We start from the raw sequence: 13,147 nt of genomic DNA, 5'->3' as shown, positions 1-13,147 counted from the left end.
GGAGGTGGATCGACGATGGGAAAGACCGCGTCCGGGCAGGGTGCGGTCGCTCCGGCGGATTGTCCAAGATTTGGTGCATGAATCTGCGCGGCCGGCCCTGCTACAATCCGCGCCGTGCGCTTCGACGAACGCTTCCTCGACGAGATCAAGAGCCGCCTTCGCCCGTCCGACGTGATCGGCAAGACGGTGAAGCTGCGCAAGCAGGGGCGCGAGTACGTGGGCCTCTCGCCCTTCACCAAGGAGAAGACCCCGTCGTTCTACGTCAACGACGACAAGGGCCAGTTCTTCGACTTCTCGTCGGGCAAGACGGGCGACCTGATCACCTTCCTGCAGGAGACCCAGCGGCTGTCGTTCACCGAAGCCGTGGAGGTGCTGGCGGCGGAGGCGGGCGTGCCGCTGCCGGCGGTCGACCCGCGGGCGGTGGAGGTGGAGAAGAAGCGCCAGGGGCTCTCCGACTGGCTGGAGCTGGCGGCGCAGTGGTTCGAGGCGGAGCTGCGCCGGCCGTCGGGCCGGGATGCGCGGGCCTACCTGGAGAAGCGCGGCCTGCCGGAGACGGAGTGGGCGAGGTTCCGGCTGGGCTTCTCCCCGCCGGGACGGACGGCGCTGAAGGACTACCTGGTCACCAAGGGCGCGCGGCCGGCGGAGCTGGTGGAGGCGGGCCTGCTGATCGCGCCGGAGGAGGGGGGCAGCCCCTACGACCGGTTCCGCGACCGGATCATCTTCCCGATCGCCGACCAGCGGGGCCGGGTGGTCTCGTTCGGCGGCCGGGCGATGGATCCGCAGGCCCGCGCCAAGTACCTGAACGGCCCCGAGACCAGCATCTTCCACAAGGGCCACAACCTCTACGGCCTGCACGAGGCCCGGAAGATCCTGGCCGCCGCGCCCGCGGGCGAGCAGCCGCCGCTGGTGGTGGTGGAAGGCTACATGGACGTGATCGCCTGCCTGCGGGCCGGCGTCCCGGCCGTGGCGCCCATGGGCACGGCGCTGGGCGAGGACCAGATGGAGATCCTCTGGCGCCACCATCCCGAGCCGACGCTCTCCTTCGACGGCGACCGGGCCGGGCGGCAGGCCGCGGCGCGGACCATGGATCGCGCGCTGCCGCTGCTGAAGCCGGGCAAGAGCTTCAAGTTCGCCATCGTCGAGGGCGGCAAGGACCCCGACGAGGTGCTGCGCGAGCAGGGCCCGGTGGCGCTGAAGCAGCAGCTCTCCGAGACCACGGCCTTCGCCGACGCCCTGTTCATCCGCGAGCGCGACCTGGAGCCGCTGGACACGCCCGAGCGCCGGGCCGGCTTCAAGGCCAGGCTGCGGCAGGCGGCGAACGCCATCGCCGACAAGGACCTGCAGCAGGCCTACCGCGACGCCCTGCTCGAGAAATACGACGCCCTGTTCGCCGCCGCCCGCGCCGAGCGGCCGCGGGACCAGCGCCCGGGGGAGGGGCGGCGGGGGCCGTGGAACGGCCAGAAGGGCGGCAAGCCGTGGATCGAGCCCTCCACGCCGCAGGGCAAGGCTGCGGCGAAACGCCTCGCCCATGCCCTCGAACCGGTGGTCGCCGCGTTGGCTCAGTATGCGGTGCAGGATCCGGCCGTTCTGGACGACCATCTGGAGGAAGCCTTCACCGCCGGCGGGTTCGGAAATCCGGAGCTGGCGAAATTGACGAAGGAAATCATTCGGCTCCGTCTGGAAGCGGAGCACCTTGACACGGGCGCCCTACAACGCCATCTGGCCTCGTGCGGATTTAGCGCGCTGTTGACAGACATCGATCGGGCCGCTGCGACTTCGGGCGCGCCCATACTCAAAGATGATGTCTCCCTCGATGCGCGGAGATCCCAGTGGTCGCGTGGCTTCGCCGCCCTGGCACGGGTGGCGGCGCTCGATGACGCCATCGGAGCTGCGAAGGGAAACCTCCGCGGTCGTTCCGACATGGCGGCATTGGAGCGTCTCAAGGGCGAGCGTGACGCACTGAAGCGCGCGATCAGAACGGGAACGATTTGGACGGAAGACGGGTCGTAGAGTCGCACGCGGCTTAACGAACCGACCGCCGCCACCATTTTTTCGTCGGCCCGGGCCTTGCAGGAGGCGCGGCAGCCGATTTCGGAGATTTCGATGAGCACCAATACGGCCGAAGCGGAAACGCCCGAAACGACCGGCGGCGATGGCCCGCTGCTCGACCTGACGGACGCCGCGGTCAAGAAGTTCATCAAGCAGGCCAAGGCCCGCGGCTACGTCACCATGGACGAGCTGAACAAGGTGCTGCCGTCCGAGGAAGTCACCTCGGAGGCCATCGAGGACACGCTGGCCATGCTGTCCGAGATGGGCGTCAACGTGGTCGAGGCGGAAGAGGACGCCGAGGGCGGCGAAGTCGCCGTCCGCGAAGAGTCCGCCGTGGTCGAGACGACCAAGGAGCCGGCCTACGACCGCACGGACGACCCGGTGCGGATGTATCTGCGCGAGATGGGCTCGGTGGAGCTGCTCTCCCGCGAGGGCGAGATCGCCATCGCCAAGCGCATCGAGGCCGGCCGCGACACCATGATCCGCGGGCTGTGCGAGTCCGCCCTGACCTTCGAGGCCATCATGGTGTGGCGCGAGGAGCTGGGCTCGGGCCGCATCCTGCTGCGCGAGGTGATCGACCTCGAACAGACCTACGGCGGCCAGAACCAGGGCGCCGACGCCCTGCCGGTGGAAGCCACCGCCGAGGCCGAGGAAGAGAAGGAAGAGGCCGAGGCCGCGGAAGGCGCCGCCGAGGGCGAGGGCGACGACGACTTCGACGACGGCGCGGGCCCGACCATCAGCGCGATGGAAGCCGAGCTGCGCGACGGCGTCATGGCCACCCTCGACGCCATCGCCGCCGAGTTCGAGAGCTTCCGCCTGCTGCAGGAGAAGCTTGTCGCCCAGAAGCTGAAGGGCCAGGACCTCTCCGACGCCGACCGCAAGACCTATCAGGCGGCGACCTCGACCATCGTCCAGCACCTCAAGACGCTGAAGCTGAACAACAACCGCATCGAGGCGCTCGTCGAGCAGCTCTATGCGATCAACAAGCGCCTGATGGGGCTGGAAGGCCGCCTGCTGCGCCTGGCCGACAGCTACGGCATCAGCCGCGCCGAGTTCCTGAAGGCCTACTTCGGCCAGGAGATGCGCCCGGACTGGGGCGACCAGGTGAAGGCGCTGGGCGTCCGCTGGACCAAGTTCGCCGAGAACGACGCCAGCCAGATCGGCGAGATCCGCCAGGAGATCGCCGCGCTGGCCATGGAAACCGGCGTGCCGATCGACGACTACCGCCGCATCGTCCAGACCGTGCAGAAGGGCGAGCGCGAGGCCCGTCAGGCGAAGAAGGAAATGGTCGAGGCCAACCTGCGCCTCGTGATCTCCATCGCCAAGAAGTACACCAACCGCGGCCTGCAGTTCCTGGACCTGATCCAGGAGGGCAACATCGGCCTGATGAAGGCGGTGGACAAGTTCGAGTACCGCCGCGGCTACAAGTTCTCGACCTACGCCACCTGGTGGATCCGGCAGGCGATCACCCGCTCGATCGCCGACCAGGCGCGGACCATCCGCATCCCGGTGCACATGATCGAGACGATCAACAAGATCGTCCGCACCTCGCGTCAGATGCTGCACGAGATCGGCCGCGAGCCGACCCCGGAGGAACTGGCCGAGAAGCTGGCCATGCCGCTGGAGAAGGTGCGCAAGGTCCTGAAGATCGCCAAGGAGCCGATCTCCCTCGAGACGCCGATCGGCGACGAGGAAGACAGCCACCTGGGCGACTTCATCGAGGACAAGAACGCCGTCCTGCCGATCGACGCGGCCATCCAGTCGAACCTGCGCGAGACCACCACCCGCGTCCTGGCGTCGCTGACGCCGCGCGAGGAGCGGGTGCTGCGCATGCGCTTCGGCATCGGCATGAACACCGACCACACCCTCGAAGAGGTCGGCCAGCAGTTCAGCGTGACCCGCGAGCGGATCCGCCAGATCGAGGCCAAGGCGCTGCGCAAGCTGAAGCACCCGTCGCGGTCCAGGAAGCTGCGCTCGTTCCTCGACAGTTGACGTGGCTCGCCGTCGGACGGAGCCTCTCGAGCCATGGCCGACGGCGAACTGACCCTGCGACTCGACGACGAGACGGCCCGCCGCCTGCGGGAGGCGGCGGAGGCCGCGGGCGTGGCCGTGGAGGCCTATGCGGCGGACGCGATCGCGCGGGCGCTGACCGACCCGGACGAGGACGTCGCCGAGGACCTGCGCCGCTACGCCGAATACCGCCGCACGGGCCAGAGCCTCTCGGTGGAGGAGGCGGTGAAGGTCTTCGACGATGAGCTGGAAAGGCGCTCGGCGGGCGGCGCTTGAGCTACCGGGTCCTGCTGTCGATCGAGGCCAGCGACGATCTCCGTCGGCTGGTGGTCCATCTCCACGAGGTCAGCCCGCAGGCGGCGCGACGCGCGCGTGCGACCCTGCTGCAGGCGCTGGAGTCCCTGACCTCGATGCCCGAGCGCGCCCGTCCGATCGTAGCGGGGGTTCGCGAGCTGCCGGTGAAGTTCGGCCACTATGGCTATGCCCTACGCTACGTCGTGGAGGAGCAGGTTGTCTTCGTCACGCGCATCCGGCACGTGCGGGAGCAGCCCTGAGCTGGCGAAGGCCGCCGCCGCTCGTCTAGAAGCGCGCAACATTCCTTGGAGTCGTGATGCGTCACCTGAAGCTGATCCCCGTCGCGGCGGCCCTGTTCGCGATCTCTGCGCCGGCCGTCGCCCAGCCCGCGCCGCCGCTGTCGGACGCCGCGCGGCGGGTGCAGGCGCACATGGAGTTTCTGGCCAGCGACCTGCTGGAGGGGCGCGAGGCCGGCTCGCGCGGCTACGACATCGCCGCCGACTATGTGGCGGCGCAGTTCAAGCAGCTCGGCCTGACGCCGGCGGGCGACGCCGGCTCCTACTTCCAGCGCGTGCCGATGATCGCCTACCGGCCGGTGGACGAGGGCAGCCTGGTCCTGAAGCGGGGCGGGGCGGCGACGCCGCTGGTGTTCGGCGACGACTATGTGATCGGCCGCAATCCGCTGGCCGCCGAGACGAAGCTTTCGGCCCCCATGGTCTTCGTGGGCTACGGCGTAGTGGCGCCCGAGCACGGCCGCGACGACTACGCGGGCCTGGACGTGCGCGGCAAGATCGTGGTGGCGCTGGACGGCGCGCCGAAGGGTATCCAGACCGAGGAGCGGGCCCACTACCGCAGCGGCCGGGTGAAGCGCGAGGAGGCCGCCAAGCGCGGCGCAGCGGGCTTCCTGACCATCAACACGCCGGAGGGCGAGAAGCTGCGTCCCTTCGCCCAGGGCGCCAAGCGCTGGCGGAGCTGGAGCATGACCTGGGCGGACAAGGGCGGCCAGCCGTACATCGTGGCGCCCGAGGTCCTGTCGCTGGGCGAGCTCAGCGTGGCCGGCGCGGCCAAGCTGTTCGCCGGGGCCCCGTCGACCCTGGAGCAGATCTACGCGGCGGCCGAGACGCCGGCGGCGGACGTCCCGCGCTTCGCCCTGCCGGCCGTGCTGGAAGCCAGCTACCGCACCGAGACCAAGACGGTGGAGAGCCGCAACGTCGCCGCCATGCTGGAGGGCTCCGACCCCAAGCTGAAGGGCGAGGTGGTGGTGCTGTCCGCGCACCTGGACCACGTGGGCGTGGCCAACGGGACCGAGGGCGACCGGATCCACAACGGGGCGCTCGACAACGCCGGCGGCGTGGCCACCACGCTGGAGGTGGCGCGCATGGCCGTGGAGGCGAAGAAGCGGCCGAAGCGCTCCATGCTGTTCCTGATGGTGACGGCCGAGGAGAAGGGCCTGGTCGGCGCGGAATACTTCGCCCGCAACCCGACCGTGCCGCTCGCCGCCCTGGTCGCCAACGTGAACCTCGACATGCCGATCCTGACCTACGACTTCACCGACGTCGTGGCGTTCGGCGCCGAGCGCTCGGCGATCGGGCCGGCGGTGCGGCGGGCGGCGGGGCGGATGGGCGTGGCGCTGTCCGGCGACCCGATGCCGGACGAGGGCCTGTTCACCCGCTCGGACCACTACCGGTTCGTCGAGGTGGGCGTGCCCTCGGTGTTCCTGATGACCGGCTTCGGCAACGGCGGCGAGGCGAAGTTCCGCGGCTTCCTGAAGGACTGCTACCACAAGGCCTGCGACGACCTCTCCCAGCCGATCGACTATGCGGCCGGGGCCAAGTTCGCCCGGATCAACTACGAGATCACCCGCGAGCTCACCGACGCGCGCACGCGGCCGACCTGGAACAGCGGCGACTTCTTCGGCGGCCGGTTCGCCAATCCGACGGGGACGCGGGCCGCCGCGCCCTAGACCGAGCGACGTCCGCGCTCCCCAGCGGCTCGCGCCCCTTCCTCCTCGATGGAGGAAGGGTAGGGATGGTGGTGGATGCAGGTCGGTGGGGTGAGGCGCTCCGTTGGGCGCCGGCGTCAAAGCACGCCATCGCGTCATCTCAGCGGCCACACCACCACCCAACCCTCCTCCATCGAGGAGGAGGGCTTTTTCGGGCGAGGGCCGGCGGCGGGCGTCTTTAGGAATGTGATCGAGCCCTGGAGCTAGTGGGCCCAGCCGCGGGCCATCTGGAACAGGGTCAGGCCGATCTCGGCGACGATCAGGATCACGATGGCGGCCTCCAGGTGGAGGGACCGCTCGGTGTCGATCAGGTCGGTCATCAGGCGCGCCGTCTGGCCGATCAGGCCGAGCTTGCGGTTGAGGATCTCGGCGCGCTCGTCGAGCTCGTACTCGGTCTCCAGCCGCGCGTAGAGCCGCTCCAGGTCCGGCCGGTCCCAGAGGAGGTCCGGCTTCTCGCCCACCGCGACCCGGGTGCTGACCCGGTGCTCCACCAGGAGCGCCTGGCCGATCAGGCGGATCACGGCGCGGCGGCCACCGTGCCGGCGGCCCCGCTGGGCGAGGTCGCGGGCCCAGGGCTCGATGCTGTCCAGCACCTCGGCCACCTGGCGCTCGTGGTGGGCGAGGACGGCGCTCTTGGCCAGCGCGAAGGCGACCACCAGCAGGCGGTCGGACGAGCGGTCGGCGATGCGCACCAGGCCCTCGGCGTCGATGCGTTCCTCCGCGCCCTGGGCCGGGGCGAGCCGGGCGGTCTCCTCCTCCCGCGGGCCGAAGGGGGCGATGACCCGCGGGGCGATGCTGCGCAGCACCTCGTCCTCGGCCAGAGGATCGAGGCCGATCAGCACCACCACGCCGTAGCGGAACACCACGGCCATGCCGTCGTCGCCGACGCGGAAGGCGAGCGGCGCGGTGGCGAGCGCGTCGCGGCGCTCCAGCCCGGCGGTGTCGATGCGCTCGCCCAGCAGGACGGCGCGGGCGGTCAGCGGGCGCTGCAGGGGCTCGGCGTCGGGCAGGTCGGCCATGGGGCAAGGGGAGCACAGCCGACGGCGGGCGGCTAGCCGGAGGCGCCGCGGGTCAAGCGATTGGCGCGTCGGATCATGGCCCCGGCGGCTGGCGGGCGCGAGGCTGCGGGCGTGCCCTGCCTAGCGCCAGCCGTAGTTGAAGCTGACCGAGATGCGCTCGGTCCTGGCCCGGTTCGCGGGCACCTCGTGGCGCAGCCAGCTCTCCCACAGGAACACCGTCCCGGGCTGAGGCGCGAGGTAGACGAAGCTCCGCTGGGCCTCGGGGGCGTCGGGCAGGCGCGGCGGGGCGGCCATCATCATCGGCAGGCGCGGGTCCTCCAGCTTCAGCGCGCTGGCGCCGGGCGGGGTGCGCACATAGACGGTGCCGGAGATGACGCTGTGCGGGTGGATGTGGCCGGTGTGGCCGGCGCCGGGCTTGAGGATGTTGACCCACAGGCTGTCGAGCCGCAGGCGCCCGGCGCCCAGGTCGTAGGCGAGGTCCTGCGCGAAGGCGGCCACGTGGCGGTCGAGCTTCCTCTTCAGGTCGCCGAAGACGCTGGCCCTCCGGGGCAGGTCGTCGAGGGAGGCGTAGGAGGTGTAGCCGCCATAGGCGTGCTCGCGACACCAGCGCCGGCCGGCCTCGTCCTCGTCCGCCAGCATGCGGCAGGCGGCCTCCAATTCGGCATTGAAATTTTCGAACATTCGGTCTGTGGTAAGCGAGGCTTCGTAGACCGGAGTCGGGAAGAGGAGACGCAGGGTCATGCGGCGGCGCTAGTCGCCCGGGGCCCGAATGTCAAAGGCCGCGCGCTGGCGCGGTCGCCGAAGCTTGGTTAGAGTCATTTCAAAATACGGTCCCGCGAGAGCAATGCCGGGGCCTGGGGGAGCGGAACAGATGATCAGGACTGTGGCGGCGCTGGCCTTGGCGAGCGTGGTGGTGGCTGGCCAGGCGGAAGCGCAGACGCGGCGTCCGGCCCCGGCGGCGGCGGCCTACAAGGCGCCGCGCGGACCCGACCGCGTCCATCCCGACCTGAACGGCGTGTGGCAGGTGATGAACACCGCCGGCTGGGACGTCGAGCCCCATGCGGCGCGCGCGGCCCTGCAGTTCCGCCCCGGTCCGGTGACGCCGGTGCCGGCCAAGGAGGTGGTGGCGCTGGGCGCGGTGGGCGCGGTGCCGGCCGGCCTCGGCGTCGTCGAGGGCGGCGAGATTCCCTACACGCCGGAAGCGAAGAAGATCCGCGACGAGAACCGCGCCGACTACCTGAAGCGCGACCCGGAGGTGAAGTGCTACCTGCCGGGCGTCCCGCGCGCCAACTACATGCACCTGCCGTTCCAGATCTTCCAGTCCGACAAGTCGATGCTGATCGCCTACGAATACGCGGGGGCGGTGCGCAACATCCTGTTCGACGACCCGGGCCCGCCGCCGGTGGACAGCTGGATGGGCCAGTCGGTGGCCAAGTGGGAGGGCGACACCCTGGTCGTCACCGTCACCGGCCAGATGGACCGCACCTGGTTCGACCGGGCCGGCAACCACCACTCGGCCGAGATGGTCGTCGTGGAGCGCTGGACGCCGACCAGCCCGACCACGATGCGCTACGAGGCGACGATCACCGATCCGTCGACCTTCACCCGGCCGTGGAAGATGAGCATGAACCTCTACAAGCGGGTCGGCGAGGACGCCCGGCTGCAGCAGTTCAAGTGCGTCGAGTTCGTCGAGGAGCTGATGTACGGCCACCTGCGGAAAGAGCCGCTGAAGTGATAGGATCGGCCCGGGATCAGACCCCTGGGCCTGCTTGAGCATTTGAAGTCATCATCCGGCGCTGGAGGCGCACCATGAATTTCCGTCGCTTTATTCTTCCCACCCTGATCGCCGGCGCCGTGGCCGGCGCGGGGATCGTCGGCGTCCAGCAGGCCCAGGCGCACCACGCCTTCGCCGCGGAGTTCGACGGCAAGGCCCCCGTGCTGCTGCGCGGCAAGGTGACGAAGGTGGAGTGGATCAACCCGCACGCCTGGGTCCACCTGGCCGACGCGGGCACCGGCAAGCAGTGGATGGTCGAGGGCGGCACGCCCAACACCCTGCTGCGCTCGGGCATCGACCGCAATTCGCTGAAGCCCGGCACCGAGATCGTGGTCCGCGGCTACCAGTCGAAGGACAAGGCCTGCACGCCGGTCTGCAAGGCCAACGGCCGCGACGTGACCTTCCCGGACGGCCGCAAGCTGTTCATGGGCTCCTCGGGCACCGGCGCGCCGAAGGACGGCTCGGACCCGAACGACAAGCGCTAGGCCCCGCCTGGACGAGACACGAGGCCCCGGAGTTCGCTCCGGGGCCTTTTTCGTGGGCTACTTCTTCGCCGGCTCGGCCGTGGGCTCGATGACGAACTTGGCGTGGCAGGCGACGCAGGTCTGGTAGAGGGCCGCGCCGGTCTCGAAGGCGGCGGCCTTGTCCATCCGCATGGCCGCGTCCTTGGCGGCCAGCGCCTTGACGGTCATGTCGCGGGCGTAGGCGTTCCACTCGGCCACGGGCTCGCGCGGACGGCCGGGCAGCATCAGGAGGTTGCCGGCCTCGGCGACGGTGGCCGCGCCGTCCTCCACCACCTTCCAGCCCTCCGGCGTGGTGGGCGACAGGTCGCGCTCGCCCTGCTCGGTGACCTCCGTGCCGGAGCCGCGCCAGAAAGCGAAGGCGGCCGGGTCGATCACGTGGATCATCAGCTCGGCCATGTCGGTCTGGGTGTTGTAGGCCGGCGCCTCCTCCTTCTTGGAGCAGGCGGCGAGGGCCAGCGCGCAGGCGGCGAGCGGCAGCAGTTGGCGCATGAGATCGGTTCCCCCCGAATACGGGCGCGTGGGCCGCGCTCCTGCGGGGATTTTGCGCCGGCCGGGGCCTGCGGTCCAGCCTAGCGGCGGTCGGAACGTACCTGAATTTCGAGAAGCGAACGCCACATCTCGTCGGCGAACTTCACCACCTGCACATTGGCGGTGAAGGCGTGCTTCGCCTCCACCATCTCCACGGTCTCGCGGACCATGTCGACGGAGGGGTCGGCACCCAGCCGCGCCACCCTGTGGGCCGAGGCGGCGAAGCGGTTCCCGGCGGTCAGCAGGCCCATGCGGGCGGTGGCGAGCACGTCCATGGCCGGCAGCATGGCCCCGACGCGGTTAAGGCATCGCGTGGAGAGATGGTGAACGCCGCCGGCCTGCATCCTGCGTTATGCTGGCGACCAGCAAGGAGGCTCTCATGAGACCCTGGATCATCGGCCTAGCGGCCGCGCTCGCCTGCGGCGCCGCCCAGGCCCAGCCGGCGGGACAGACCCCGCCGCGCACCACCATCCTGTGCCTGGAGCCCAGCGGGCGCAGCGTCCCGCCGATCTGCCACGTGCCGGGCAGCCGGCTCGATCCCTCCGAGTTCATCTGCCAGTGCTTCGGCGGCGGGATGCGCACCGTCACGCCGATCTGTCCGCAGGGCGTCGACCCGCCGCCCGAGAGCGCCGCGCTCGAGCGGGCGCGCCGGGACGCGGTGAAGAGCGGCAGCCTGGTGGGCGCGAGCTTCCAGGGCAGGCCGATCTGCGTCGCCTCGCGCAGTCCGCTGCGCCGCTAGGCGCGGCCTATTTCGCGAGTGCGCCGTAGACCAGCTGCTGGAACATCGGCAGGGCCATTCGGCCGGTGGGCCGGTCCTGGTTGGCCATCTGGGTGACGGCCTCGGGCCCGAGCGGCATGGAGTCCTGGATCAGGTAGATGGCGACGAGCTCGTTGGCGGGGTCGGCCTGCCACCAGGTGCCGAAGGCGCCGGGCCAGCCGAAGGAGCCCGCCGCGCCGGCGCCGAAGAAGCCGAGGTTGGCCGGGTCGAGGATCATCGAGACGCCGAGGCCGAAACCCTGCGCCGTCCAGAACGGCATGCCGAGGAACGGGATCTGCCGCTGGGCCTCGGTGAGCCGGTTCTGCGTCATCAGCTCGACGGTCTCGGGCTTCAGGAGGCGCACCCCGTCCACCTCGCCCCGGCCCAGCAGCATGCGGGCGAACTTCAGGTAGTCGTCTGCCTTGGAGATCAGGCCGCCGCCGCCGGCCTCGAAGGCCTCGGGCGTGTCGGAATGCGGGAAGGAGACGTCCTTCAGCCCGCCCGGATCGAGCCGGTAGAGGCGGGCCAGCCGGTCGCGCTTCTCCGGCGCCAGCCAGAAGCTGGTCTCCGTCATGCCGAGCGGGCCGAAGATACGCTCCTGCAGGACCTGGCCCAGCGGCTTGCCCTCGATGCGGGCCACCAGGAAGCCCAGAACCTCGGTGGCGTGGCTGTAGTGGAAGCGCTCGCCGGGCGGGTAGGAGAGGGGGAGCGAGCCCAGGGCGGCCAGCCAGCCGTCGGGCGTCAGCGGCGTGCCGAGCGGCGGTCCGAGGCGTTCCTCGTGGGCGTGGGCGATCGGCCCCTGGGAGGTGAAGGCGTAGGCCAGGCCCGCGCGGTGGGTGAACAGGTCTTCGACGGTGATGTCGCGCGGCGCGGGGTAGGTGTCCTCCACCGGGCCGGTGGCGTCCTTCAGCACCTGCATGTCCGAGAACTCGGGCATCCACTTGGTGATCGGGTCCTCGAGGCGGAGCTTGCCCTCCTCGATGAGCATGAGGGCCGCGACCGAGGTCACCGGCTTGGTCATGGAGGCGATGCGGAAGAGGGTGTCGCGCTCCATCGGCTTGCCGCCGGCGATGTCGCGCTGGCCCACCGTGTTGACCTGGGCGACCTCGCCCTTGCGCCACAGCAGGGTGACCGCGCCCGAGAGCGAGCCCTGGTCCACGAACCCCTGCAGGGCGGCGGGGATCTGCGCCAGTCCTTCCGGCTTGAATCCGCCCGGAGCCTCGTCGCCGTACATCCGCATCCTCCCTGATCGCTGTTCAGGCGAACATGCGCAGGGGTGACGCGGGGGCGTCAAGCGCCGCCGGGGCGCCTGTCGCGCCCCTACTGCTGGGTCGGCGCCTCGTAGGTGGCCATCATCTCGCCCTTGGCGATGGTCCGGCCCTTCAGCGCGTTGAGCAGCTCGTTCAGCGGGGTGTCGGGACCCATCTCGATGAGGTCGTTGAGGGCGAAGACCTGGAAGTAGTAGCGGTGCACGCCGTGGCCGAGCGGCGGGCGCGGTCCGAACCAGCCGTAGCCGCCCATGTCGTTGCGGCCCTGGATGGTGCCCTGGGGCGTGATCAGCCGCGGGTCGTTGCCCATGCCCTCGGGCACGCCGTTCAGCTCGCCCTGGATGTTCCAGGCCATCCAGTGGACGAACGGCAGCTCGCGCGGGGCGTCCGGGTCCTCCACCACGATCGCCCAGGCCTTCACGTCCGGCACGTGGGTCCACCGCAGGGGCGGGGAGATGTTGTCGTGGTAGGCGCTGTAGCGGTCGCCCAGGCTGCCGTCCGGCTGCTGGGCGGTGGAGGTGACGACGATCCCGGTGTCGAGGATCGGGTCGACCCGCATGATGGTGAGGGATTCACCGGAGTGCTCCGGATGGTGTTCGCTCATGGCCGATCTCCCTGCCGTTCCCGACCAGAACCGGCGTGGGCCCCTCCAGGTTGCCGGCGACGGGCGGGTCCCCCGTGCTGCGGCGCAGCGGGCGCGGGCGGCGGCGAACGCGTCGCAGGCGCAACGGCGGGGCTGCGGTTCGGGCGCAACGCCTTGTGAGCGCAGGGATAGCGTTATCAGGCGAGGATTTCGCTTCCGCAGCGTCAGTGCTGCTGCGTCGCGGCATTGAACCTTCGCCCCAGCATGCGTATATGCGCGGCGTCGGGGGAAGGCTGGGCGTCGCCGCAGCCCCGTCCCGGCAGCCAGAAGAGGACGCTT

The 13,147-nt window shown here is 70.4% G+C and carries 14 protein-coding genes; 8 read left to right on the top strand and 6 right to left on the bottom strand.

Features of this window, described 5'->3' with window-relative positions; all coding sequences use genetic code 11:
- Positions 1-114 precede the first annotated feature (114 nt).
- From dnaG to VM685_RS16115, 5 genes are all read left to right on the top strand, one after another.
- Complete coding sequence (gene dnaG / locus VM685_RS16135; RefSeq protein WP_325461200.1) at positions 115-2,010, top strand: DNA primase; 1,896 nt, start codon at positions 115-117, stop codon at positions 2,008-2,010.
- 93 nt (positions 2,011-2,103) lie between these two features.
- On the top strand, positions 2,104-4,041 hold the full coding sequence (rpoD, locus tag VM685_RS16130) for an RNA polymerase sigma factor RpoD (RefSeq protein WP_325461199.1): 1,938 nt from the start codon (positions 2,104-2,106) through the stop codon (positions 4,039-4,041).
- Between the two features lie 33 nt (positions 4,042-4,074).
- The gene (locus VM685_RS16125) at positions 4,075-4,335 is read left to right on the top strand and encodes a hypothetical protein (RefSeq protein WP_325461198.1); all 261 of its coding nucleotides are present in this window, start codon (positions 4,075-4,077) and stop codon (positions 4,333-4,335) included.
- A complete protein-coding gene (locus tag VM685_RS16120) occupies positions 4,332-4,613 on the top strand; it encodes a type II toxin-antitoxin system RelE/ParE family toxin (RefSeq protein WP_325461197.1) in 282 nt (93 codons plus the stop codon). The genes VM685_RS16125 and VM685_RS16120 overlap by 4 nt, the downstream gene beginning before the upstream one ends.
- Before the next feature lie 56 nt (positions 4,614-4,669).
- Positions 4,670-6,316, top strand: coding sequence for a M28 family metallopeptidase (locus VM685_RS16115; protein ID WP_325461196.1), 1,647 nt, complete (start codon positions 4,670-4,672; stop codon positions 6,314-6,316).
- Between the two features lie 242 nt (positions 6,317-6,558).
- Here VM685_RS16115 and VM685_RS16110 read toward each other — a convergent pair whose 3' ends face one another.
- Together VM685_RS16110 and VM685_RS16105 are read right to left on the bottom strand one after the other, a co-directional pair.
- Positions 6,559-7,374: an RMD1 family protein gene (locus VM685_RS16110; protein WP_325461195.1), complete on the bottom strand. Its 816-nt coding sequence runs from the start codon at positions 7,372-7,374 to the stop codon at positions 6,559-6,561.
- 120 nt (positions 7,375-7,494) lie between these two features.
- Positions 7,495-8,115: a TIGR02466 family protein gene (locus tag VM685_RS16105; protein WP_325461194.1), complete on the bottom strand. Its 621-nt coding sequence runs from the start codon at positions 8,113-8,115 to the stop codon at positions 7,495-7,497.
- A 130-nt stretch (positions 8,116-8,245) separates the two neighbouring features.
- Between VM685_RS16105 and VM685_RS16100 the strand changes: the two genes are divergently transcribed.
- Positions 8,246-9,109, top strand: a complete 864-nt coding sequence (locus VM685_RS16100) for a hypothetical protein (RefSeq protein WP_325461193.1) — start codon at positions 8,246-8,248, stop codon at positions 9,107-9,109.
- A 74-nt stretch (positions 9,110-9,183) separates the two neighbouring features.
- A complete protein-coding gene (locus VM685_RS16095; protein WP_325461192.1) occupies positions 9,184-9,633 on the top strand; it encodes a DUF6152 family protein in 450 nt (149 codons plus the stop codon).
- Positions 9,634-9,690: 57 nt separating this feature from the next.
- Here the strand turns inward: VM685_RS16095 and VM685_RS16090 are convergent, their stop codons facing one another.
- Entirely contained in the window at positions 9,691-10,161 is a 471-nt protein-coding gene (locus VM685_RS16090) for a hypothetical protein (protein ID WP_325461191.1), read from the bottom strand.
- A gap of 80 nt (positions 10,162-10,241) precedes the next feature.
- Entirely contained in the window at positions 10,242-10,487 is a 246-nt protein-coding gene (locus VM685_RS16085; protein WP_325461190.1) for a flagellar basal body rod C-terminal domain-containing protein, read from the bottom strand.
- 92 nt (positions 10,488-10,579) lie between these two features.
- Between VM685_RS16085 and VM685_RS16080 the strand changes: the two genes are divergently transcribed.
- A complete protein-coding gene (locus tag VM685_RS16080) occupies positions 10,580-10,939 on the top strand; it encodes a hypothetical protein (RefSeq protein ID WP_325461189.1) in 360 nt (119 codons plus the stop codon).
- A 7-nt stretch (positions 10,940-10,946) separates the two neighbouring features.
- Here VM685_RS16080 and VM685_RS16075 read toward each other — a convergent pair whose 3' ends face one another.
- Together VM685_RS16075 and VM685_RS16070 are read right to left on the bottom strand one after the other, a co-directional pair.
- On the bottom strand, positions 10,947-12,191 hold the full coding sequence (locus tag VM685_RS16075) for a serine hydrolase domain-containing protein (protein ID WP_325461188.1): 1,245 nt from the start codon (positions 12,189-12,191) through the stop codon (positions 10,947-10,949).
- A gap of 86 nt (positions 12,192-12,277) precedes the next feature.
- Complete coding sequence (locus tag VM685_RS16070; RefSeq protein WP_325461187.1) at positions 12,278-12,829, bottom strand: YbhB/YbcL family Raf kinase inhibitor-like protein; 552 nt, start codon at positions 12,827-12,829, stop codon at positions 12,278-12,280.
- Between the last annotated feature and the right edge of the window lie 318 nt (positions 12,830-13,147).

Source organism: Phenylobacterium sp., from assembly GCF_035539035.1.
Taxonomy (GTDB): domain Bacteria; phylum Pseudomonadota; class Alphaproteobacteria; order Caulobacterales; family Caulobacteraceae; genus Phenylobacterium.
Note: the sequence above shows the minus strand (reverse complement) of the source record. Positions and strands in the feature narration are given on the sequence as shown.